Origin of the sequence: Streptomyces sp. NBC_01478, from assembly GCF_036227225.1 — a bacterium.
Classification (GTDB): Bacteria; Actinomycetota; Actinomycetes; order Streptomycetales; family Streptomycetaceae; genus Streptomyces.
In genome coordinates, this window is the sequence record NZ_CP109444.1 from 10,887,992 (window position 1) to 10,912,016 (window position 24,025).

The following is a 24,025-nucleotide window of genomic DNA, read 5'->3' on the forward strand; positions in this document are numbered from 1 at the left end:
GGGGAGGGGCTGGCTCGGTGGCGCCGGTCAGAAGCCGGAGACGCCGCGCGCCTTGAGGACCTGCTTGAACTGGTCCTCGGCAGCCTGGGCGACCTGGAGCGGGGTCTTCTTGCCGTAGATCATGTCGGCGAGGGCGAGGTGCATGTCGGGGGCGGTCAGCGCCTTGACCTGGAAGACGCCCGACGCGCTGGACAGGGCCTTGGCCTGGGCGATCGCGGTCTGCGGCAGGCCGTCGGGGTTGGGCACCGAAGGCTCCACCGACACCAGCTTGTTGGCCTTGATGTAGGCCGGGTAGTCCGGGCCGAGCCAGAAGGACATGAACTGCCGGGCCGCGTTCTGCCGCTTGCTGTCACCGGTGTTGAAGGCGACCACGCCGTTCGTCTGGTCCGGCGAGTACTCGGCCTTCGCGGCGCTGTTGGCGATGGGGAACCAGCCGAGCTTCTTGTCGATGTCCGCCGTGCTGGCGGTGGCCTGGATCTCGGACTGGAGCGCGGTGACGTTGACGGCCATCGCGGCGGTGCCGTCCATGATCGCCTTGCCCTGGTCGACGAAGGTCGCCGTCTTGTAGTTCTTCTGCGCCAGACCGCCGTCGAGGACCTTCGTCTTGTACTTGGTGATCGCGTCGACGATGGTCTTGTTGGTCCAACTGTCCTTGTTCTTGTTGAGGTTGTCCCAGAAGGACTGCGGCAGATCCGTCATCTGGGCCTGCACCTGCCACTGCAACGGCCACTTGTCGCCGCCGACCTCGAAGAACGGTGCCACGCCCGAGACCTTCGACTTGATCTTCGCGGCGTCGGCGAGCAACTCGTCGTAGCCGGCGGGCATCGTGGTGATGCCGGCCTTCGCGAAGACGTCCTTGTTGTAGTAGACGCCGAGCACGGCGGGGCTGGTGACGATGGCCGCGTAGCGGTGACCGTCGACCTGGCCGAGGGTCTTCTCGGTCGTGCCGAGCTTGGAGACCCAGTCCTCGTTGTCGAGCGTCAGCAGGTTCTTCGAGGGCTGCACGAACGGCAGGGTGCTGCCCGTGGGCTGCCAGAACATCAGGTCCGGCTTGACGCCCGAGGCGAGCTTGGTCGGGACGTTCGACTCGTAGGGGTCGGGTATCACCTCGGTGGTGATCTTGGCGCCGGTGGCCTTCTCGAACGCCTCGATGGCCTGCTTGGGCTCCGAGACGCTGTTCTGGGCCACCCACATCGTGAGCTTGACGCCCTTGAGGGAGGCGGTCGGGTTGACCGAACCCTCGGGCGCGGCGGCCGTGGTGGCACCGGTGCTGTCACTGCACGCGGTGGCGGTCAGCCCGAGGACGCAGGCGGTGGCAAGGACGGAGACGGCTCTTCTCATGGCGGATCCTTGTTCGTACGCGGAAGGGAGGAAGGCAGGGCGGTGCTGTGAAGATGTGCGACGGCTGCGGGGAGGGCGGCCGGCGGATACGGCGAGCGCGGCGGACGTAACGGATGGGGCGAGGGCGGACGTCCGGTCCGGCTCACGCGTCCCGTGGTCCCGAGCTCTCCCGGAGGACGAGGGTGGGTTCGGCCGGTACCGGCGCCGTTTCCTGCTGATCGGTGTCGAGCTGGGCGCGCAGCAGCCCGAACGCGGCGCGGCCCAGCCCGTGGAAGTCCATGCGGACGGTGCTGAGGGACGGGGTGACGAAAGCGGAGTGCGGGGCGTCGTCGAAGCCGATGACGCTGACGTCCTCCGGTACCCGCCGGCCCGCGTGGTGCAGGGCCCGCAGCACACCCAGGGCCAGGTCGTCGTTGCCGCACAGGATCGCGGTGACGTCCGGGTTCCGGGCGAGCTTCTTCCCCGCCTCGTATCCGGCCTGGGCGTCCCAGCCCTTGCCGGACGGAGGGGGAGGGGTGACACCGGCCGCTTCCAGGGCCTGGCGCCAGCCCTCGGCTCGGGGGCCCGCCAGACGCCGGGTTCCGGTGGAGGCGGGGATTGCTACGTAGTGGACCGTTTCGTGCCCGAGCGACAGCAGGTGCTCGGTGGCGGCGCGGGCCGCCTCGCGGTCGTCGGCCCACACCGCCGGACGGTCGGGTGTCCGGCCAGGCGGCGGCGCTTCCACCAGCGCCGCGCACGGCACGTGCGCCGGTACGCGGTCCAGGGCGGCGGCACCGATGCGGTCGTAGCCGATGACCACCACGCCGCCACCGGTGTCGGCGGCCGCGGCGATCGTGCGGTCCAGATCGTCCTCGGGGGTCACGACCCGCACGCCGAGCGCGTATCCGGCGGCGCGGGACGCCTCCTCCAGACCCTGCAGGGTGGCCGCGTAGCCGTAGAGGACGGTGTTCGACGTGATGACCGTGACCGATCGGGTGACCCCGCTGGCCAGGGCGAACGCGGTGGCGTTGCGCCGGAAGCCCAGGGTCTGGATCGCGGCGTCGACCCGCTTTCGGGTCTCCTCCTTGACGTTCGGGTGGCCGTTGATGACCCGCGAAACGGTCTGGTAGGAGACGCCTGCCGCGGCCGCTACGTCGCGGATACTGGCGGCTTTCTGCGGCCCCTGAGGGGGGTCGCCGTGGCCGCCGGAGCTTGTGTGACCGGTCACATCCATGCGAGGATTGTGAGCGGTCACAACGTGGGCGTCAAGAGACCGTAACTGGGGATTTACCTTTCGAACACACCGACCGGAGTGACGAGTTCCCTCCCGTCGAGCGAGAAGGCCCAGCTCAGCGCCTGTACGAGAGCCGCAGGACCGAACCGTCCCAGAAGGGGAAATTGTGTTGACCAGTGTCGTCGAAACAGTCGAGAGGTCCCGTATCTGGTCGCACCCGGAGCTCGGGTTGCACGCCGTGCTGGACGCCAACGGGTCGGTGAGACTGGGGAATTCCGGCCAGGACTGGGACCGTCTGGTTCCCCTCGTCGAGGTCACCGCGACTGGTCACGGGCGCCTGTGGTCGGGGGAGCGCTTCATCGAGACGGCCATCGGCGAGCGCCTTGCCTACCGCGACCATGACACGCAGACACTGCGGGACGGCGGCCTGGAGCGTACGACGATCCGGCTCGCGGACCCGGTGACCGGACTGACCGCCGAGGTCACCCTGGAGGCGAGCCCCGGCGCGACCTTCCTGCGCTCACGGGTACGGCTGGTCAACGAGGGCGTCGAGCCGATCCGGTTGGAGAGCGTGACGACCCTGACCCTCGGCGGGATCTCCTCCTCCGCCGCCGAGGACGGCCTCGACGGACTGACCCTGCACTGGGCGGACAACGACTGGCTCGCCGAGTGCCGTTGGCGGCAGGCCGAACTCCGCGACCAGGTCGTGCCGTTGAGCCGGTCCGCGCACGGGCACGAGGGGCGCGGCTGCTTCGAGCGTTATTCGCAGGGGAGTTGGTCCACCGGCCGGCACCTCCCGCTCGGTGCCCTCACCGACCGGGACGGCAACGCCTGGCTCTGGCAGATCGAGTCCAGCGCGGGCTGGCGCTTCGAGACCGGAGAGCGCGAAGGCGCGGCCTATGTCGCCCTGTTCGGGCCCGACGACGCCCACCACCAGTGGCACCAACTCCTCGCCCCCGGCCAGGAGTTCCTGACCGTCCCCGCCGTCCTGGTCCGCGCGGAGACGGGCGGCCTGGACGCCGCCTTCGGGACCCTCACGGACTACCGCCGTGGCATCCGCCGTGACCACCCCGACCGTCGCGCGCTCCCGGTGATCTACAACGACTACATGAACACCCTGATGGGCGACCCCACCACCGAACGGCTGCTGCCCCTCATCGAGGCGGCGGCGAGTGCCGGTGCAGAGGTCTTCGTCATCGACGCCGGCTGGTACGACGACGACGCCCAGGGCTGGTGGGACTCCGTCGGCGCGTGGGAGCCCGCGCCCAACCGTTTCCCGGGCGGCATACAGGAAGTCCTGGACGCCATCACGAAGCACGGCATGACCCCGGGCCTGTGGCTGGAGCCCGAAGTCGTGGGCGTGCGCAGTCCGTTGGCGCACACCCTGCCGCCCGAGGCGTTCTTCCGGCGCGGCGGCCTGCGCGTCACCGAACACGGACGGCACCACCTGGACCTGCGTCACCCGGCCGCCCGCGCCCACCTCGACGAGGTCGTGGACCGGCTGGTCGGCGAGTGGGGCGTCGGTTATCTGAAGCTCGACTACAACATCAACATCGGCCCGGGGACCGAGAACGGGACCGAGAGCGCGGGCGCCGGACTGCTCGGACACCACCGCGCCCACCTCGACTGGCTGACCGGACTCCTCGACCGCCACCCCGGACTCGTCCTGGAGAACTGCGGATCGGGCGGCCTGCGCATGGACTACGCCCAACTGGCCGTGGCCCAGCTCCAGTCCACCAGCGACCAGCAGGACCCCCTGCGCTACCCGCCCATCGCCGCCGCGTCCGGCACCGCCGTGGTTCCCGAACAGGCCGCGATCTGGGCCTATCCCCAGCCGGACCAGAGCCTCGACGCGATCGCCTTCACCCTCGCCGCCCCGCTGCTCGGCCGGGTCCACCTCTCCGGCTTCCTCAACCTCATGAACGACGAGCAGTTCGACCTCGTCCGCTCGGCGGTCTCCGTCTACAAGGACGTCCGGACGGAGATCGGCGCCGCGCATCCGTTCTGGCCGCTGGGGCTGCCCGGTTGGGAGGACGAGTGGATCGCCCAGGGACTGCGGGGCACACAGGCCACGTACGTGACGGTCTGGAGGCGCGGCTCCGACGACACCGGCCGCACCCTCACGGTCCCGCACCTGCGCGGTGCGTCCACGCACGCCACGGTGCTGTATCCGGGGACCGCGGACGCGGGCGTCCAATGGGACGCGGCCGAGGGGCGGTTGACGGTGTCCCTGCCGCGCGCAGACACCGCTGTTCTCGTCCGGTTGAGCGCCGGCTGAGTCCTGCCGTTGCACGGCTGATCCGCTGGTGATCGGCATGTGACGGACTCCGTGCACATTCCGTCAGGAAAGTGCCTTCAAGTGTCGTCCCCTGGCAATGTCGGACTGCGGATGCTTCGCCCGTGTCCCGCCCATAGGGTGCTTGAAGTCCACTTTCGGAGGCGGGACCGATTGTGCAGGTATCCGTGACAAGGCAGAACGCCGGCCAACCCGTCAGGATGTCGAGTTTCGTCGGCCGGCGTCAGGAGACCGCCGAGGTCAAGCGTCTGGTGGCCGCCCACCAACTGGTGACTCTCACCGGGACGGGCGGCGTCGGCAAGACCAGGCTGGCGCTGCACGCCGTACCCCGGCTGGCGCGGGCGTTCGCCGACGGGGTGCACCTCGTCCAGTTGGCCGGTGTACGGGACGCCTCGCTGGTGCCGCTCGCGCTGATCGAGGCGCTCGACATCCGTGACGTCTCGGGCCGTTCACCCGTGCGGGTCCTCGTCGACCAGCTCCAGGAACGGGAGTTGCTCCTGGTCCTGGACAACTGCGAACACCTCGCGGACGCGTGCGCGCGGCTCGTCGGGACGCTGCTCGCGGAGACCGCCGGGGTGCGGGTGCTGGCCACCAGCAGGCATCCGCTGGACGTGCCCGCCCAACACGTCCTGGAAGTACAGCCGTTGGCGACTCCCGCACCGGGCGAGCCGCTGCCGCCCAAGCCCGCGCTGGAGTACCCGGCACTGGCCCTGTTCGCCGATCGCGCCGCAGCCGTACTGCCCGGGTTCTCCCTCACCGAGGCCAACCAGGCCGCGGTGGCCGCCCTGTGCCACCGGCTGGACGGGCTGCCGCTCGCGATCGAACTGGCGGCGGTCCGGATGCGCGCCCTCGGCGTGCAGCAGTTGCTCGAACGCCTCGACCGGCGTTACCGGTTGCTGGCCGACACCGCCGACATCGGTGACACCCTGCTTCGGCACCGCACGCTGCGCGCGGCCGTCGACTGGAGCCACGACCTGTGCACCCCCGAGGAGCAGACGGTGTGGGCCCGCGCCTCCGTCTTCGCCGGGACCTTCGACCTGGGCGCCGCCGAGGAGGTCTGCGCCGGGCCCGGTCTCGACCGTGACGCCATGGTGGACGCCGTGGCCGGTCTGGTCGACAAGTCGCTGCTGGTCCGCGACGGCGACGCCGTCCACGCCCGGTACCGGATGCTGGAGTCGATCCGGCAGTACGGCCTCGACCGGCTCCGCGAGGAGGGTGCCGACGCGGAGGAGGCGGCCCGGCGCCGGGTGCGGGACTGGTGCCTGGACTTCGTCGAGGAGTGCGAGCGGCGCTGGTTCGGCCCCGAGCAGCCGGAGGTGGTCCGCCGGCTGCACACGGAGTCGGACCTGATCCGCTCGGCGTTCGAGTTCTGCCTGACCACACCGGGGGAGCTGCGGGCCGGGCTGAAACTGGCCGGGCATCTGTGGTTCTTCTGGTTCGCGACCGGCGCGATGGTGGAGGGCAGGCACTGGCTGGAGCGCCTGCTCGCCGCCGCCCCCGAGCCGACCGTCGAGCGGGCCCGAGGCCTGTGGACCCTGGCCCTGATGCTGCTGAGCCAGGGCAACGCGGTCAGGGCCGCGCCCCTCGTCGAGGAGGCCCGCGAACTCGCCCTGCGGCTGGGCGCCGAGGCCGAAGTGGCGCACACCTACTTCTGCCGGGGCGGCGCCCGCCTGATCAGCGGCGACTACGACCGGGCCCGGGCCGTGTACGAGGAGGCGCTCTCCCGGCCGCCGCGCGAGGGCGAGTCGATGAGCCTGGTCGGCTTCAAGTACGTGGAGTTGGCCCATGTCCTCGCGATCCAGGGCGAGTTCGACCGTGCCATGGCCCTGTGCGAGGAGTTCCGGCAGATCTGCCTCGCCCACGGCGAACAGTGGATCCACTCCTACCTCCTGCGCATCCTCGCCTTCGCCGAATGGGCCAGGGGCGACCGGACGGCGGCCAGGATCCACGCTCGTCAGTGTCTACGGCTCAAGCGCGCGGTCGGTGACGTGTTCGGCATCGGCATGACGCTGGAACTGCTCGCCGCGGTCCACGCCCGCGACGGCGAGGGCCGCACCGCCGCCGTACTGCTGGGCGCCGCCCGACGGATCTGGCGGGACGCCCACGTCGCCCTGGACCGCACCCCGTCCCACGGCCCGGTCCGCACCGAGGCCGAGGAAGGCGCCCGCGCGCTGCTGCGCGACGGGTTCAAGAACGCCTACCGCGAAGGCCTCGCACTCACCTCGGACCACGCGGTGGCCTACGCGCTGGGCGAGCGGGAATCCGCGGCCCGGCAGGTGCTCGACAGCCCGCTCACCCGCCGTGAGACGGAGGTCGCCGAGCTGATCGCGGAGGGGCTGACCAACCAGCAGATCGCCGACCGGCTGGTCGTCGCGCTGCGGACGGCGGAGGGCCATGTGGAGCGCATCCTCAGCAAGTTGGGCTTCACCTCGCGCAGCCAGGTCGCCGTCTGGGCCGAGGCGCGCAGGGCCGTGCGCCCCTGACGCCGTACGGACGTGAACCGAGCGAAGTGGAAAGGAAGGCAGAGCGATGGAGCACGGAGAACTCACCGCACCCGGCACACCCGTTCCCGCCGTCAAGCACCACGCCGGCATCCACTCGTCCGACGAGGAGTTCCTGGCGGTGGTGGTGCCGTTCCTCAGGGAGGGCATCCGCGCCGAGGACGAACCGGACCCGGTGGTCATCACCACCGCGCGCAAACTCGCCCTGCTGCGGGGCGCGTTGGGCCCGGACGCCCGCCGGGTCGACTTCCGCGACTCCGCGCGGTGGTACCGCGGCAGCCCCGCCAACAGCATGGCCACCGCCCTCGACTACTACGTCACGCACGCGAGCCCCGAGGGCCGCCTCCACATGACGGGCGAGCCGGTCTGGGACGGCCGCTCGCCGCGCGAGATCCCCGAGTGGAAGCGGTACGAGGCACTGGCCACCGAGCTCTTCACCGGCGCCCCGCCCGACCTGATGTGCCTCTACGACACCCGTACCGCGCCGCCCGACGTCGTCGACGCCGCCCGGCACACCCACCCGACCGAACTCGACCGGCACGGCGTCCGGCCCAGCCCGCTCTTCACGGCGCCCGCGGTGTACGCGACCCAGGGGCTCGGCCCGCTGCCCGCGCCGCCGCGGGACGCGGTCGGGGTCGGCCTCGACGGGGACCTGACCGCCGGTCACCGGTTCGCGGCGGACCAGGCACGGGCCCGCGGCATGGCGCCCGACGAGGCGGCCCGCTTCGGTCAGGCCGTGTCCGGCGCCACGCGCTACGCGGCCTCCCAGGGCTGCGACCGCGCACACCTGCGACTGTGGTCGACCCGGCAGCGGATCATCTGCGAACTGCGCACCCCGCGCGGCCGGATCACCGACCCGTTCCTCGGCTTCAGGCCGCCGGGCGCCGAAGTGCGGCCCGAGGACGGGCTCTGGCACACCCGCCAGGTCTGCGAGTTCGTCGACATGAGGTCCGGCGACGGGGTGCGGGAGGGCTGGACCATCCGTATGGAGACGTCTCTCGTCACGGCAGGTTGACGAACCGGCCCACGGATTCGGGTAGTTCCCCCCGCGCCCCGCAGGGCACGGCGGACGCAAGGTGGATACAAGGCCGGTTCTGTTCGCGAACCCGGCCCGCACCGCACCGCACGAGCCGAACGCCCCAGGGGCCGAAGGGAATCGACCATGCCGAACGACCGTCCACGCGGCCTGCCGACCGTGGGCGAGGGCTGCACCACGATCCTGGGCCCGGGAAAGTCCTCGGTCCGCCAGGCCAGGGAACTCGTCCGCAAACGCCTGGCCGAGTACGGCCTCCGGGACCTGGTGGACATCGCCGAACTGCTGGTCAGCGAACTCGCCACCAACGCGGTCGTGCACGCGGGCGGCCGCTACCGGCTCACCCTGTCCCTGGGCGGCGGCACACTGCGCTGCGAAGTGGCGGACGAGCGGCGCCACCTTCCCCGGCCCCCGCACCGGCAGGCCGAGCGCGACGCCCATCTCGACGTCGACCCGGACAGCGAGAACGGCCGCGGTCTGTTCCTGGTCGACGCACTCGCGCACCGCTGGGGCAGCCGCCTGGTCGAGGAGGGCAAGGAGGTCTGGTTCGAGCTGGAGATCCAGGTACCGGACAGCACGGGCGAGGCGGTCGTGGACGTGTGCCTTCCGGCACCGGCTCGGCCACGACTCCAAGAGGCGTACGGGTGCGCCGAGTCGCGTCATGAGCGGGCGGACCACGACTACAACTCGGACGGCGACCGCACCGAGGACCTCGACCCGCTGGGGCGGTACCGCCCACAGCGTGCGGTACCGGCCGTCACTTCCGCTTGAGCCTGCCTACCGGCTTGTCCGCTCCCGGTCCGGTCCCGCCCCGTCGGCCACCACCCCCGCCGGCAGCCACCGCGCCGCCGCGTACAGGCACACCCCGAGCCAGCCGACGGCGAACAGCCAGCCACCGACGACATCCGTGAACCAGTGCACGCCCAGATACACCCGGGTCAGCCCGACCAGCGCTCCCCAGCAGCCGACGGCCAGGCAGAGCGAGGCTCTTCCGTGCGGGGCGCGCGCACCTATCGCGAGGATCACCAGCCCGGCGGTGAGCGCGGCCGTGGTGGTGTGGCCGGAGGGGAAGGCCCGGCCCGAAGCGTGTGTGGCCCAGTCGACCAGCGCCGGGCGCGGGCGCGAGACCAGTTCCATCACGCCGTAGCGCAGACCCTGGCCGGAGGCGAGGCAGGCCGTGGCCAGGGCCGCGGCGAGGAGGCGTCCGCGTGCGGTGCGGCCGGTGAGGAGTCCGGCGAGGACGACGAGGGCGTACGGGATGACGCCCGTGCCGGTCGCGGTCAGACCCCGGGCCAGCGCCACCGCCATGTCCGGGCGGTGGGCGACGGACCAGGACAGCACGTCCTCGTCCGTGAACAGCGGAGCGCCCTCGTGCCCGATCACCACCATGCTCAGCACGCCGAACGCGGTCCAGGCGCCGAGGCCCGCGCTGCCCGCCAGTTCGGCGAGGTCCTCGCGGTTCATGACACCAGCAGCGGTCGCAGCCGGGTGGCCGTGATCCGCCGGGACAGGGAGTCCGGCCTTCTATTCAGCAGCGTCATCGCGCCGAGCGCCAGGAGCGCGCCGACCGCCATGCCCACCACCACGTCGTGCGGATAGTGGACCCCGACCCAGATCCGGGAGACCGCCATCGCGAGCGCGGCCACGGCGGCGACGGCACCGAGCCGGCGCGAGACGAAGAACAGGGCGACGGCAGCCGCAGCGGCGATGGTCGCGTGGTTGCTCGGGAAGGACCAGTCGCCCTGCGCCGGACACGTCTCCAGCGTGGCGACCCGAAAGGTCTGACAGGGGCGGCTCTCCCGGACCACCGCCTTCAGCAGCGAGTCGATGCCATAGGCGGCGACCACGACCACCGGCACGGCCAGCGCCGTCACCGCCGCCTCGGCACCGACCCGGCGCGCCCGCCACCAGCCCACGACCATCAGCACGGCGAACACTACGAGCCCGTACGTCGACCACGCCGACACCGTGTCGTCCAGCCAACTGGGCGCTTGCGCAGCCGAGTTGACGACATCCGTGTAGGCCTCGCCGTCGATCGACGACCCCTGGAACGCGGCGAGGATCATCCGCGTACCTCCCCGGCCCTCGCCGCCCGGGCGGACTTGCGGGAGCGGCGCACCTCGGCGGCGAGGGGGAGCAGCGACACGACGACGATCAGGGCGACCATGGGCAGCAGATACTTGTCGACGTTCGGGATCGACGAACCCAGCGCGTACCCCGCGAGCGTCAGCCCCAGGCTCCACACCAGACCGCCGGCCACCTGCCACACGGTGAACGTCCGCACGGGCACCCCGAGAGCGCCCGCCATGGGGTTCAGCACCGTCCGCACCACGGGCACGAAGCGGGCCAGCACGACCGCCTTCGCATGGCCGTACCGCTCCAGCAACTCCTCGGCCCGCAGCGCTCCTTCGCGCAACCGGGCCGAGCGGCTGCGGGCGAGCAGCGGGCCGCCCGCCTTCCGGCCGAGCAGATAGCCGCACTGCGCTCCGGCGAGCGCGCCCACCGCCGCCGCCACCAGCAGGGGCGGCAACGACAGCTTGACGGCTCTGTCGGCACCGCCGGTGCACAACAGGCCCGCCGTGAACAGCAGGGAGTCGCCGGGCAGGAAGAACCCGATCAGCAGCCCCGTCTCGGCGAACATCACCACGCCGACGCCCAGCACACCGAAGGCGCCGAGCAGCGACCTGGCGTCCAGCACGTTGACGGCGAGCTGGGACGCCAGGTCCAAGGGTGTGGTCATTGTCGCGAGCCCCTTCGCCGGTCGGTCGGATGCCTCGTACGACATCCATCTCTGACTACAAATCTGTAGACGGTCTACTCAACTGTAGACGATTGCAGCCCGCGGGGAGTTCCGCACTTTTGCCCGGTCGTTGCCGATTCATGACTGATCGACTACACGCATGTAGTCATGATGGTCCGCGAAGTAAGGCATGCCTGCACTAACCCAGGAGGGGTCGCACCCAATGTGGGACGACGCGTTTCCGAGCTTTCTGATCGGGCTGCGAGAGGGGCTGGAGGCGGGACTCATCGTCTCGATCCTGGTCGCCACTCTCGTCCGCGCCGACGCCAAGTCCCGCCTGCCGCAGGTGTGGACGGGCGTCCTGGCCGCGATCGCCCTCGCGATGAGCTTCGGCGCGGTGCTCACCTTCACCGCCGCGAACCTCTCCGCCACGGCCCAGGAGGCCTTCGGCGGTGTCCTCAGTGTGATCGCCGTCGCGTTCGTCACCGCGATGGTGTTCTGGATGCGCCGCTCGGCCCGCACCCTCTCCGGCGAGATCAGGGAGAAGGTGACCGGCGCGCTCGGCATGGGCGCGGGCGTGCTGATGCTCACCTCCTTCCTCGCCGTGGGCCGCGAGGGCCTGGAAACGGCCCTGTTCCTGTGGACCACGGCCCGCGCGGCCGGCGAGTCCGCCGGCCCCCTGACCGGCGCGGGCATCGGACTGGTCCTCGCGGCGGCCCTCTGCTGGGGCCTGTACCGTCGCGTCCTCCGGATCAACCTGACGAAGTTCTTCACCGCCACCGGCGTCGTCCTCGTCGTCATCGCGGCCGGCGTCCTCGGCTACGGTCTGCGCGACCTCCAGGAGGGCGGCGTCCTGCCCGGCCTGACCACGTACGCCTTCGACCTCGGCGGCAGCGTCGACGCCGGCTCCTGGTACAGCACCCTCATCCAGGGCGTCTTCAACCTGATGCCCACGATGACCTGGCTCCAGGTGGTGGGCTACGTCGGCTATCTCGCGGTGGTCCTGCCCCTGTTCGTACGGGGAGTGCGCGGCGAGCGGGTCAAGACACCCGAGCCCGAGCCGGAGTCCGTGTCCGCACCCGAGACCGTGTCGTCCCCGCGTCGCCGTCCCGCCTGGGTGGTGCCCGTCGCCGTGGTCGCCGTACCCGCGGTCGTGGCCGGGTGCGTCGTCGCCTTCGCCCGCCCCAAGCCCGCGGGTTCTCAGACGGTGGCCGTCTCCGAGACGGAGTGCGGCAAGGGCTTCACCGCGCCGGACACCGGGCGGCAGACCTTCCAGATGCGCAACACCGGCGACAAGACCGCCGAGGTGTACCTGATCGACCCGGCCACCGGCGCGGTCTACGGCGAGGTCGAGGGCCTCGCTCCCGGCACCACCCGGGACCTGGTCGCCACCGTCGCGGGCGGCTCGTACGCCTGGCGCTGCGTGCCCACCGGCGCGAAGGCCGTCACCTCCGCCACGGTCCACATCAGCGGCACGGGAGGCGCGGTGAAGGCGGTCGTCCCCGTCTCCGAGAGCGACCTCGCCGTCCCCCTCAAGACCTACAAGGTGTACGTCGACCAGGGCCTGGCCACCCTCGAGACCCAGACCCGGCGGCTCAGCGCCGACATCGCGGGCAACCGCCTCGCCAAGGCGCGCGCCGACTGGCTGACCGCGCACCGCACTTACTCCTCGCTCGGTGCCGCCTACGGCACGTTCGAGGACTTCGACCAGAAGATCAACGGCCGGGCCGACGGGCTGGCCGGGGGAGTCGACAACAAGGACTTCGCCGGTTTCCACCGCATCGAGTACGGGTTGTGGCACGGGCAGTCGGCGAGTGAACTCAAGGCGCCCGCACAGCAGTTGGCCATCGCTGTCGTAGGACTGCGGAAGGCGTTCCCGACCCAGGACTTCGACCCCGGCGACCTGCCGCTGCGGGCCCACGAAATCCTGGAGAACGCCCTGCAGTTCGAGCTGACCGGCGACACCGACGAGGGCAGCGGCACCAACCTCGCGACCGTCGACAGCAACCTCGCCGGCACTCGCGAACTCCTCACCGTACTCAGGCCGTTGCTCACCAAGGAGTCCCCGAAGCTGCTCCCCGTCGTCGACGCCGACATCGCGCGGCTGCAGACGCTGCTCGACTCGGCGCACCACGGCGGCAGTTGGACACCCGTCGAGCAGCTCGACCAGGCGACGCGGGCCCGACTCGACGGCGCCACCGGGCAGTTGCTGGAGGATCTGGCACCGGTGCCGGACCTGCTGGAGATCAGGAAGTCCGCCTGATGAGCACCGAGAGCACATCGGGCGCCGACAACACGCGCGGCCCCGAGAACGCACGCAGCGCCGAGAACACCCGCAGCACCCAGAACAGCCGTAGTGAAGGGAACCGTCCGATGCCGACTGCCGAAACCCCGGGCTGCCCGGCCGGAGCCGGTCGCCGCTCCTTCGTGCGGACGGCGCTGGGTGCCGGGGCCGCCGGAGCGGTGCTGGCCGGCGGGGCGTTCGCGCTCGCCGAGACCGGCGGCAGCGCCGAGGCGCAGGCCGCCGACACCGCGAACGCCGCCAAGGTGCCCTTCCACGGCACCCACCAGGCCGGCATCCTCACCCCCGCCCCGGCCGCCGCGACCTTCGTCTCCCTCGACGTGATCGCCGACAACCGCGCCGAACTGGCCGACCTGCTGCGCACGATCACCGAACGGGCCCGCTTCCTCACCTCCGGCGGCACCCCCGCCGACCTCGGCGTCGGGGCGCCGCCCGCCGACAACGGCATCCTCGGGCCCGAGGTCCCCGCCGACGCCCTCACGGTCACCGTCGGCGTGGGCGCGTCCCTCTTCGGCGACCGCTACGGCCTGGCCAAGGCCAAGCCGAGCCGGCTGACCCCGATGAGGACGTTCCCGAACGACAACCTGCGCGCCGCCGAGTGCCACGGCGACCTGTCGCTCCAGGTGTGCGGCGCCCGTCAGGACACGGTGCTGCACGCGCTGCGCGACATCGCCCGGCACACCCGGGGCGGCATGCAGATCAAGTGGCGCGTCGACGGTTTCCAGAACACCCCGCGCCCCACCGGCGCCCAGCGCAATCTGCTCGGCTTCAAGGACGGCATCGCCAACCCGGACGTGACGTCCGCCCGCGAGACCGACCGGCTGATCTGGGTCGGCGACGGACAGGGCGAGCCCGCCTGGGCGAGCGGCGGCAGCTACCAGGTGATCCGGATCATCCGCATGCTGGTCGAGTTCTGGGACCGGGTCTCGCTCAGCGAACAGGAGTTGATGTTCGGCCGCCGCAAGGACACCGGCGCCCCGCTGGACGGCGCGAAGGAGACGGACATCCCGCGCTACGCCAAGGACCCCAAGGGCACGGCGATCCCGCTGGACGCCCATATCCGCCTCGCCAACCCGCGCACCGCGGCCACCGACACCTCACGCATCCTGCGCCGCGGCTACAACTACGACCGGGGCATCGACGATGTCGGCAACCTCGACATGGGCCTGGTCTTCTGCTGCTACCAGCAGGACGTGCGCCGCCAGTTCGAGGCGACCCAGACGCGGCTGATCGACGAACCCCTCGTCGACTACATCTCCCCGACCGGCGGCGGCTACTTCTACGCGCTGCCCGGGGTGAAGGACGCCAAGGACTGGCTCGGCCGGGGTTTGATGGCGGCCTGACCAGCTATTTTTCTCACCCTTGGGCAAGACCTGCCGTGGTCTTTGCCGACTCTTACTGCGAATGGGTTGCAGGTACGGGAGGATGGCATGGGGTTGCACTCCGCAGCCGCGTACCCGGCAGAAAGACCCCACTCAATGACGGCCGCCCCCGAGTCCGCTCCGCCCCTCCCCGTCACGGCCGCGACGTCGCGGCCCTCGGTCTGGTACCGCGTCCGTACGTCCATGACGCGGCAGGAGTGGACCAGGGTCGGCGGCATGGCCGCCTTCGTCCTGGGGCTGCATGTGATCGGCTGGTTCACCCTCGTGTGGATCGTCGCGCCGGGGCACTACAGCGTCGGCGAGAAGTCCTTCGGCATCGGCATGGGTGTCACCGCGTACACGCTCGGCATGCGGCACGCGTTCGACGCGGACCACATCGCGGCGATCGACAACACGACCCGCAAGCTGATGAGCGAGGGGCAGCGACCGCTGTCGGTGGGCTTCTGGTTCTCGCTCGGCCACTCCAGCATCGTCTTCGGCCTGACCCTCCTGCTCTCCCTCGGCGTCAAGGCGGTGGCCGGCCCGGTCCGCGACGACAACTCCCAACTGCACGACGTCACCGGCCTGATCGGTACGACCGTCTCGGGCACGTTCCTCTACGTCATCGCCGGCATCAACCTCGTCATCATGGCCGGCATCTGGAAGGTGTTCCGGCAGATGCGCTCGGGCCACTACGACGAGGCCGCGCTGGAGGAGCAGCTCAACAACCGCGGCTTCATGAACCGCATCCTGGGCCGCTTCATGAAGTCGATCACCAAGTCCTGGCAGATGTACCCGCTGGGCCTGCTGTTCGGCCTCGGCTTCGACACGGCCACGGAGATCGCGCTGCTGGTGCTCGCCGGTTCGGGCGCCGCGTCGGGACTGCCCTGGTACGCGATCCTGTGCCTGCCGGTCCTGTTCGCCGCCGGTATGTCGCTGCTCGACACGATCGACGGCACGTTCATGAACTTCGCCTACGGCTGGGCCTTCTCCAAGCCGGTCCGCAAGGTCTACTACAACCTCACGATCACCGGTCTGTCCGTCGCCGTCGCCCTGATCATCGGCACGGTCGAACTCCTGGGCCTGTTCGCCGAGAAGCTCGACCTGCACGGCTTCTTCTGGGACTGGATCGCGGGCCTCGACCTCAACGTCATCGGCTTCCTCATCGTCGGCCTGTTCTTCGCGACCTGGGTCGTGGCCCTGCTGGTCTGGAAGTTCGGCCGTATCGAGGACAAGTGGACGGCGAACCTGGCCCAGCCGGCGCAGCAGCCCGCCGAATAGGTCCGTCAGGCCCGCACCCCCACTTCCTTCCGCCACTTCACGATCTGCTTCTCCGCATCTCCCGTGTACGACCACGGAGTTGTCGTCGCCCGGCGGCCCATCATGGCCAGCAGCTCCGTGGAGATGTCCTTCGTGCCCGCGTAACAGGCCGCGTGGGCAAGGTAGTTGAGGTCGCGGAGCTCGCCGGGCGGGAAGGGGCCGTCCTCGCGGGCGGCGATCCAGCGCTGCCAGGTGCGGCGTACGTCGCTGACGGCGCCGTCGTGGGTCCAGTGCTGGCCCAGCCCCACCGCCGCCTGCCGGCCCTGCGCGGCGTCGAGGGCGTAGCGGTACTCCTCCACGCGCGCGTACTGCACCAGCACCGGCAGCGTGCAGCCGGGCGGTGCCACGCCCGCCGCGTCGCGGGCGAAGTCGTACATCAGGCCGTGGCTGCCGTGCCAGCGGGAGGAGTAGTAGTGCAGCACTTGGAGATGGCCCTCCACGCTGTACGGGTCGCGCCGGTGCAACTCGTCCCACCAGCGGGCGAGTTCCTGCCGCCGTACCCCCGACGGATAGAGGCGGGCCACGGAGATCAGGGAGATCCAGGGGGTGGGGTCGTCGGGGTACGCCTCCGAGGCCTGGAGGCAGGCCATGACGGCCGCGTCGATACGGTTCCGGTCGATCGGCACGCCCCGGCCCGCCGAGATGGCGAGATTGAAGGCCCGGGCCGTCTCCGTCGCCGCCCGCAGGGTGAGCGCGTCGCCGCTGTGGGGCTCGGCGGCCAGCCATGACTCGACGGTCGAACTGCTCGCGCAGGACTGCGCGAGCGTCCGGATCCGGTGGCCCCGGCCGAGCCAGTGCGCACCGGTGTTCCGCAGCAGGTCCCGCAGACCCTGCCAGCGGCCGATGACGATGTCCTGGCGGGCCGAACTGAGGGGCGCGTCCCCGCAGTCGGGGTCGAAGTCGGGGGTGTAGCGGTCTCGCGCCATCAAGTGCCCCTCAGAAGTCGGTCGGGAGACCCTGATGGACCCGCGACTGTTCGGGCACGAAGTCGTCCGGGACGTAGTCCGTCTCGACGGTGTGCGTGGCGTCGAGGCGCGCGGGCCGGTAGTACTCGCTGCCCTGCCTCCAGTACCAGAGCATCGGGATCAGGCCCACGGCCAGTCCGCCGATGCCGATGGCGATCGCGGTGTCGCTCAGGCTGCCCAGCGACTCGACGAAGATCCAGAACATGAACAGGGCGCCGAACAGCGGCCACAGCCCGCCGAAGAAGAAGTTCGCCGCGGACCTGAACAGCATCCTGCGGTACGCGACGACCACCGCGAGGCCCGCGAGACCGTAGTACACGGCGATCTGCAGACCGATCGCCGAGATCGCGTCGGAGAGGATCTCGCCCACCGAACCGAGCGCGTTGGAGGCGATGAACATCACCAGCGCCACCCCGCCGACCACGGTGATGGCGACCCACGGGGTGTTCCAGGTGCGGTGGACCTTGCCCAGGGCGGCCGGCATCGTACGGTCGCGGCCCATCGCGAACAGGGAACGCGTGACCTGGATGAGGGTTGTCTCCAACGTGGCGATGGTCGACAGCATCACCGACACGATCAGCAGTTTGCCGCCCCAGCCCGGCCACAGCTCGTCGCCGAGCACCGCCAGTACGTTGGCGTCGTTGTTCTCGATCTGCCGCGAGGTCAGGATGATGTTCACCGCGATGGTGAACACCTCGAAGAGCAGGAAGACGATGCCGACGCCGATCAGGCCCGCGAGTCCGGTCGTACGACGGCTGTTGCGGGTCTCCTCGCTGAGGTTGCTGGTGACGTCCCAGCCCCAGTAGTAGAACGCGGCGATGAGGGCGCCGGACGCGAAGCCGGACACCCCGTCGAAGTGGCTGAAGCCCAGCCAGGACCAGTCGAAGGCGCGGGCGTTGTCGGTGTGGACGATCGCGAACACCGCGAACAGTGCCAGGATCCCCAACTCGACGCCGGACATGAGGAGTTGTGCCCGGACCGTGAGCCGGGCCCCGCCCAGCACCACGAGCAGCATGATCACGAACCACGCGGCGCCGACCACCGTCGACAACGCCGTGTTGTCCGCGAGGCCCTGATCGAACAGGGACAGCGTCATCGAACCGGCGGGCAGTGACCCGGCGACCATGAAGATGGTCGCGGAGACCACCAGGGCCCAGCCGCTGATGAAGCCCAGAAAGGGATGCAGCGTGCGCCCCACCCAGGAGTAACTCGCCCCCGCGTTCACGTCGATACGGCCGAGATAGCTGAACGCCAGCGCGATGCCCAGCATCGGTATCGCGCAGTAGAGGAGGGCCGCCGGACTGGCCAGCCCCACCGCGCCGACCAGGACCGCGGTGGTCGCGGCCAGCGAGTACGCCGGGGCGCTGCCCGCCACGGCCATCACCACGGTGTCGAACGTACCGAGGGCGTTGGCCTGCAGCCCTCTGCCCCTGTTGTTGCTCATGGATGCGCTGCTTTCCGTCTTGCACGACGTGCGGAGTTGAGCGGACCGGCCCCGGACCCGGAGAGGGGTGGCCTCGGGTCGAGTGGCCGGTCGGAACAACAAATAGGGAATGGTGGATACCGCTTAACCGCTGCGTCGGCGGACGGTCACACCGTGTGTGGGTGTGATGATAGCCGTACCTCTTGACCTTTCAAGATTGACCAGCGAGTAATCTCCTGTGAACGGTCAGTCGCCGAGTCGGTCGATCTGCCGCAGTTTGTTCGTCGCGTCGAGGGCGGCGACCTTGTAAGACTCGGCCAGCGTCGGGTAGTTGAAGACCGCGTCCACGAGATAGTCGACCGTTCCGCCGCAGCCCATCACCGACTGGCCGATGTGAATGAGTTCCGTCGCGCCGGTACCGAAACAGTGCACGCCGAGCAGGGTGCGGTCGGTGGGGGAGACCAGCAGCTTCAGCATGCCGTGCGAGTCGCCGATGATCTGGCCGCGCGCGAGTTCGCGGTACCGGGAGATACCGACCTCGAACGGCACGCACTCCTCGGTGAGTTGGTCCTCGGTCTTCCCGATGAAACTGATCTCCGGGATGGTGTAGATCCCGATCGGCTGCCGGTCGTCGATCCGGTGCACCGGCTCACCGCAGGCGTGGTACGCGGCCGTACGGCCCTGCTCCATCGAGGTCGCCGCGAGCGCCGGGAAGCCGATGACGTCGCCGACGGCGTAGATGTGCGGCACCGCGGTGCGGAAGTTCTCGTCGACGTCGATCCGGCCGCGCCGGTCGGCGGACAACCCGGCCTTGTCCAGGTCGAGTTCGTCGGTGAGGCCCTGCCGGCCGGCGGAGTACATCACGGCGTCGGCCGGGATCTTCTTGCCGCTCTCCAGGATCGTCAGCGTGCCGTTGGTGTGCCGCTCGACGGCGGCCACGGTCTCCCCGAAGCGGAAGGTGACGGCGAGGTCCCGCAGGTGGTACTTGAGCGACTCGATGACCTCCAGGTCACAGAAGTCGAGCATGCCGGCGCGCTTCTCCACCACGGTGATCTTGCTGCCGAGCGCGGCGAACATGGAGGCGTACTCCATGCCGATGACACCCGCGCCCACGATGACCATGGACCGGGGGACCTTGGGCAGGTCCAGGACGTTGTCCGAGTCCATGATGGTCCGCCCGTCGAACTCGACGGTGTCCGGCCGTGCGGGACGCGTACCGGTGGCGATGATGATGTTCTCCGCCGTCAACAGCCGTTCGTGGCCGGTGATTTCGGTCAGTGCGACGGTGTGCGGGTCGATGAAGCGGCCCGTGCCGGCGAACAGGGAGACCTGGTTGCGGGACAGTTGGTTGCGGATGACGTCCACTTCACGGCTGACCACGTGCTGGGTGCGCGCGGTGAGGTCGCCGACGGTGATGTCGTCCTTCAGGCGGTAGCTCTGCCCGTACAGATCGCGCTGGGTGAGGCCGGTGAGATACAGCACCGCCTCGCGCAGGGTCTTGGAGGGGATGGTCCCGGTGTGGATGGAAACACCGCCGACCATGTCGGGGCGGTCGACGACGGCGACCCGGCGGCCGAGCTTGGCCGCGGCGATGGCGGCCTTCTGGCCACCCGGTCCTGAACCGATGACAAGCATGTCGAAGTCGGGCACCTCCGGAGTCTGTCAGCCGGAGCGCCTTCTCCGAAAGGGCGAACCGGTAACCGGCTGCCCACAAGACGGCTAGGGGAGCAGTTTGTCCAACGCTGCCACGCCTTCCGCCTCGATCTTCCGCCGGGCCCACTCCAGATTCGCCGGGGTGACATCCCGGCCCGCCGCCAGGACCACGTCCTCCGGAGCCACCTCGGTACCGGTGCGGGCGTGGAGCAGGGCGTCGGGTGTGGCGCGGTCGTCGGGTTGTGCTGTCGACATGGTGCTTCCTCCCTGAGACCGGGCACGTGCCGTGGGTCCCACTCCCACGATTCCCCGCCCGTCACCAGTGTGCATCCGGAAGAGTGGCCGATGGAGAACCTGAACCTAAGCTGGGAACCGGCCCGCGCGGGCCCGAACCAGGGAGGCTGCCGCGATGGTCGAGACCCCGCCCCACCAGGATGCCCCCACCGGCCCCGGATATCTGCCCATCGCCGAGCACGGACTGATCGGCGATCTGCGGAGCGTGGCCCTGGTGGGAACCAACGGCACGATCGACTGGTACTGCTGCCCGTCCTTCGACGCCCCCAGCGTCTTCGCCGCGATCCTGGACGCGGAGCGCGGCGGCTCCTTCGAGCTCGCCGCCGCCGTGCCCGCCCGTACCAAGCAGTTCTACTTCCCCGACACCAACGTCCTGATCACCCGGTTCTTCACCGAGGAGGGCGTCGGCGAGGTCCAGGACTTCATGCCGGTGACCAGCGAGACGGACGAGTCCACCCGGCACCGCCTGATCCGCCGTGTGCTGTGCGTGCGCGGCACCGTCCCGTTCCGCACCCGCGTCGCCCCCCGGTTCGACTACGGCGCCAGTCCGCACACCGCGCGGATGGTCGGCGACGTGGCCCTCTTCGAGTCCGCCGACAAGTCCCTCGCGCTGACCGCCACCGTCCCCCTGGAGTGCGACGGCACCGACGTGTGGGCCGACTTCAAGCTCGAAGAGGGCGAGTCCGAGGTGTTCGCCCTCGACCAGGTCGACGGCGAGGTCGCCTCCCGCCCCTGCGCACGCCAGGAGGCCGAGGACGAGTTCGCCTCGACGGTCGCCTACTGGCGGCGCTGGCTCTCCCAGTCCCTCTACCGGGGCCGCTGGCGCGAGATGGTCCACCGCTCCGCCCTCACCCTCAAACTGCTGACCTACGCCCCCACCGGCGCGATCGTCGCCGCCCCCACCACCAGCCTCCCCGAACAGCTCGGCGGCGAGCGCAACTGGGACTACCGCTACGTCTGGATCCGCGACGCCGCCTTCTGCGTCTACGCCCTGCTCCGCCTCGGCTTCACCGGCGAGGCGAAGGCGTTCATGCAGTTCGTCACCCGCTACATCAGCCCCGGCGACGGCAACCCCTCCGGCCCGCTCCAGATCATGTACGGCATCGACGGCCGCACCGAACTGACCGAACACGAACTCCCGCACCTCGAAGGCCACCAGAAATCCGCCCCGGTCCGCGTCGGCAACGCCGCCTCCGACCAGCTCCAACTCGACATCTACGGCGCCCTGATCGACTCCATCTACCTCTACGACAAGTGGGCCGAGCCCATCTCCAGCGCCCAGTGGGACGACGTGTGCGCCCTGGTCGACTGGGTCTGCGAGAACTGGGACCAGCCCGACGAGGGCGTCTGGGAGACCCGCGGCGGCCGCAAGAACTTCCTCTACTCGCGGCTGATGTGCTGGGTCGCGATCGAGCGCGCGATCCGCCTCGCCAACCGACGCGGGCTGCCCGCCGATCTGCCGCACTGGCTCCAGTGCCGCGACACCATCTACCGCCGCATCATGGACCGCGGCTGGTCGGCCAAACGCAAGGCCTTCGTCCAGTACGAGGGCAGCGACGTGCTCGACGCCGCACTGCTGATGATGCCGCTGGCGAAGTTCATCGCGCCCACCGACCCCAAGTGGCTGTCCACCCTGGACGCGTTGACCGAGGAACTGGTCTCCGACTCGCTCGTCTACCGCTACAACCCGCAGGCCAGCCCCGACGGACTGCGCGGCGACGAGGGCACGTTCTCGATCTGCTCCTTCTGGTACGTCGAGGCCATGGTCCGCGCCGGCCGCGTCGACGAGGCCCGCCTCGCCTTCGAGAAGATGCTCACCTACGCCAACCATCTCGGCCTGTACGCCGAGGAGATCGGCCGCACCGGCGAGCAACAGGGCAACTTCCCCCAGGCGTTCACCCATCTTGCCCTGATCAGCGCCGCGTTCAACCTGGACAAGGCGCTCGGCTGATCGCGTCCGTATCGCGCAACAAGTGTCACTGAGGTGTCACAGCCCTCCGTGACGCCACAACTACCGTGGCATGTCTCGTGTCGAACCCGGTGACCGCAACACATTTGATCCACGGGGGAACACATCATGACGAACGTGTCACGCAAGAAGGTCTCCGCCGCCGTCGCGTCCGCGACCTTCCTGCTCCTGGCAGGCGCCGGCATCGTCGCCGCACCGGCCAGCTACGCGGGCGTCCCCGGCGGCACCAGCGCCGTCGACCGCAACAGCGACTTCAACGGGGACGGCTACGACGACGTCCTGATCGGCGCCCCGGCGGGCACCGTCGACGGCAAGAAGGGCGCCGGTTACGTAACCGTCCAGTACGGCGCCCCGAACGGCATCGCCACCAACAACACCGTCCCCAAGGGCCACACGGCCGTCATCAGCCAGTCCACGCCCGGCGTCCCCGGCACCTCGGAGACCTACGACTCCTTCGGCCAGGCGGTCGCCACCGGCGACCTGGACGGCGACGGCTACGACGACGCGATCATCGGCGCCCCCGGGGAGGACGAGGGCAGCCTCGAGAACGCCGGCCGCGTCACCGTGCTCTACGGCTCCAAGGCAGGCCTGGGCGCCGAGGCGAACGGCTCCTTCACCTCCACCAAGCCCGCCGCGGGCGCCCGCTTCGGGCAGTCCGTGGCGGCGGCCCGCTTCACCGGCGCCACCGACGCCGACGAGATGGCCGTCCTCGACGACAACGGCGCCCAGATCTTCGCCTACCACACCGACATCCTGCACCTGATGGGCACCCTGAACACGACCACCCAGCCCGGCGGCCACCGCATCCAGCCCGCCTACCTCACCACCGGCGACTACGACAGCAACGGCTTCGCCGACCTCGTCGTCTCCGGCTACAGCCCCGACGACGACTACCAGCAGGGCTGGTCGGCCCTCTATGCGGGCGGCGAGACCTCGCTGACATACCGTCAGGACCTGAACGGCGGCCTCGGCACCGCGTCGGGCGATATCAACGGCGACGGCTACGACGACCTCGTCCTCGGCCAGCTCAGCAGCGCCGACGACCAGGCGGAGGGCGACGCCGGCGGCAAGATCGGTGTCTACTACGGCGGTTCGGAGGGTCCCGCCGACCTCGCCGACTGGTGGTCCCAGAACTCCCCGGGCGTGCCCGGCACTTCGGAGCACGGCGACGGCTGGGGCAACGACCTGTCCGTCGGCGACGTGAACGGCGACGGATACGCGGACGTGGCCGTCGGCGCGCCCGGCGAGGACATCGGCACCGTCCAGGACGCGGGCGCCGTCTGGCTGCTGCGCGGCTCGCGCGAGGGCGTGACCGCGACCGGCGCCCAGTCCTTCGACCAGAACACCGCGAACATCCCCGGCACCGCCGAGGCCGACGACTACTGGGGCACCCAGGTCCGGCTCGCGGACACGGACGCGGACGGCCGCTCCGAACTGGTCGCCTCCGCACCGGGCGAGAACTCCGGTGACGGCTATGCGTGGCTGCTGCCTGCGGGTCCCAACGGTCTGCTCGCCGAAGGCTCCTCGCTGTACGGCGCGGCGGACCTCGGCGGCGCGGCGAAGGGGGCGAACTTCGGGGCGGCGATCGACGAGTAAGGGGGCGAAGTGCCGGGC

18 protein-coding genes are annotated in these 24,025 nt (G+C 70.3%); 9 read left to right on the forward strand and 9 right to left on the reverse strand.

Translation table 11 applies throughout. The features are described 5' to 3' along the window. Positions 1-27: 27 nt before the first annotated feature. The gene (locus OG223_RS48345; RefSeq protein WP_329263599.1) at positions 28-1,341 is read right to left on the reverse strand and encodes an ABC transporter substrate-binding protein; all 1,314 of its coding nucleotides are present in this window, start codon (positions 1,339-1,341) and stop codon (positions 28-30) included. A 142-nt stretch (positions 1,342-1,483) separates the two neighbouring features. Beyond that, positions 1,484-2,554, reverse strand: a complete 1,071-nt coding sequence (locus tag OG223_RS48350) for a LacI family DNA-binding transcriptional regulator (protein ID WP_329263601.1) — start codon at positions 2,552-2,554, stop codon at positions 1,484-1,486. A 169-nt stretch (positions 2,555-2,723) separates the two neighbouring features. Between OG223_RS48350 and OG223_RS48355 the strand changes: the two genes are divergently transcribed. The 4 genes from OG223_RS48355 to OG223_RS48370 all read left to right on the forward strand — a co-directional run bounded on the left by OG223_RS48355 (position 2,724) and on the right by OG223_RS48370 (position 9,155). Continuing rightward, on the forward strand, positions 2,724-4,832 hold the full coding sequence (locus OG223_RS48355; RefSeq protein ID WP_329263603.1) for an alpha-galactosidase: 2,109 nt from the start codon (positions 2,724-2,726) through the stop codon (positions 4,830-4,832). A 218-nt stretch (positions 4,833-5,050) separates the two neighbouring features. Continuing rightward, a complete protein-coding gene (locus OG223_RS48360) occupies positions 5,051-7,333 on the forward strand; it encodes an ATP-binding protein (RefSeq protein ID WP_329263605.1) in 2,283 nt (760 codons plus the stop codon). 46 nt (positions 7,334-7,379) lie between these two features. Next, complete coding sequence (locus tag OG223_RS48365; RefSeq protein ID WP_329263607.1) at positions 7,380-8,366, forward strand: MEDS domain-containing protein; 987 nt, start codon at positions 7,380-7,382, stop codon at positions 8,364-8,366. 147 nt (positions 8,367-8,513) lie between these two features. Further along, entirely contained in the window at positions 8,514-9,155 is a 642-nt protein-coding gene (locus OG223_RS48370) for an ATP-binding protein (RefSeq protein WP_329263609.1), read from the forward strand. Positions 9,156-9,161: 6 nt separating this feature from the next. Here OG223_RS48370 and OG223_RS48375 read toward each other — a convergent pair whose 3' ends face one another. From OG223_RS48375 to OG223_RS48385, 3 genes are read right to left on the reverse strand one after another with little or no spacing between them, the layout of a single operon-like run. Then, on the reverse strand, positions 9,162-9,848 hold the full coding sequence (locus tag OG223_RS48375; RefSeq protein WP_329263611.1) for a phosphatase PAP2 family protein: 687 nt from the start codon (positions 9,846-9,848) through the stop codon (positions 9,162-9,164). Further along, entirely contained in the window at positions 9,845-10,450 is a 606-nt protein-coding gene (locus OG223_RS48380) for a phosphatase PAP2 family protein (protein WP_443073811.1), read from the reverse strand. The genes OG223_RS48375 and OG223_RS48380 overlap by 4 nt, the downstream gene beginning before the upstream one ends. Then, the gene (locus OG223_RS48385) at positions 10,447-11,124 is read right to left on the reverse strand and encodes a DedA family protein (RefSeq protein ID WP_329263613.1); all 678 of its coding nucleotides are present in this window, start codon (positions 11,122-11,124) and stop codon (positions 10,447-10,449) included. The genes OG223_RS48380 and OG223_RS48385 overlap by 4 nt, the downstream gene beginning before the upstream one ends. Positions 11,125-11,347: 223 nt before the next feature. Here OG223_RS48385 and efeU point away from each other — a divergent pair, with 223 nt between their 5' ends. From efeU to OG223_RS48400, 3 genes are all read left to right on the forward strand, one after another. Continuing rightward, positions 11,348-13,387 (forward strand): iron uptake transporter permease EfeU, encoded by a 2,040-nt coding sequence (efeU, locus tag OG223_RS48390; RefSeq protein WP_329263615.1) that lies wholly within the window; start codon positions 11,348-11,350, stop codon positions 13,385-13,387. A 110-nt stretch (positions 13,388-13,497) separates the two neighbouring features. Then, entirely contained in the window at positions 13,498-14,769 is a 1,272-nt protein-coding gene (gene efeB, locus OG223_RS48395) for an iron uptake transporter deferrochelatase/peroxidase subunit (protein WP_329265860.1), read from the forward strand. A gap of 135 nt (positions 14,770-14,904) precedes the next feature. After that, positions 14,905-16,068, forward strand: coding sequence for a HoxN/HupN/NixA family nickel/cobalt transporter (locus tag OG223_RS48400; RefSeq protein ID WP_329263617.1), 1,164 nt, complete (start codon positions 14,905-14,907; stop codon positions 16,066-16,068). Between the two features lie 5 nt (positions 16,069-16,073). On the opposite strand, the gene OG223_RS48405 is transcribed toward OG223_RS48400, so the two are convergent. The 4 genes from OG223_RS48405 to OG223_RS48420 form a co-directional block, all read right to left on the reverse strand. Beyond that, positions 16,074-17,033, reverse strand: coding sequence for a hypothetical protein (locus OG223_RS48405; protein WP_329263619.1), 960 nt, complete (start codon positions 17,031-17,033; stop codon positions 16,074-16,076). A gap of 10 nt (positions 17,034-17,043) precedes the next feature. Beyond that, complete coding sequence (locus OG223_RS48410) at positions 17,044-18,516, reverse strand: APC family permease (protein ID WP_329263621.1); 1,473 nt, start codon at positions 18,514-18,516, stop codon at positions 17,044-17,046. A 225-nt stretch (positions 18,517-18,741) separates the two neighbouring features. Beyond that, complete coding sequence (sthA, locus tag OG223_RS48415; protein ID WP_329263623.1) at positions 18,742-20,145, reverse strand: Si-specific NAD(P)(+) transhydrogenase; 1,404 nt, start codon at positions 20,143-20,145, stop codon at positions 18,742-18,744. Positions 20,146-20,214: 69 nt separating this feature from the next. Further along, complete coding sequence (locus OG223_RS48420; RefSeq protein ID WP_329263625.1) at positions 20,215-20,403, reverse strand: hypothetical protein; 189 nt, start codon at positions 20,401-20,403, stop codon at positions 20,215-20,217. A 154-nt stretch (positions 20,404-20,557) separates the two neighbouring features. Here OG223_RS48420 and OG223_RS48425 point away from each other — a divergent pair, with 154 nt between their 5' ends. Together OG223_RS48425 and OG223_RS48430 are read left to right on the forward strand one after the other, a co-directional pair. Further along, positions 20,558-22,393 (forward strand): glycoside hydrolase family 15 protein, encoded by a 1,836-nt coding sequence (locus tag OG223_RS48425; protein WP_329263627.1) that lies wholly within the window; start codon positions 20,558-20,560, stop codon positions 22,391-22,393. A 126-nt stretch (positions 22,394-22,519) separates the two neighbouring features. Continuing rightward, on the forward strand, positions 22,520-24,007 hold the full coding sequence (locus OG223_RS48430) for an esterase (RefSeq protein ID WP_329263629.1): 1,488 nt from the start codon (positions 22,520-22,522) through the stop codon (positions 24,005-24,007). The last annotated feature ends 18 nt before the right edge of the window (positions 24,008-24,025 follow it).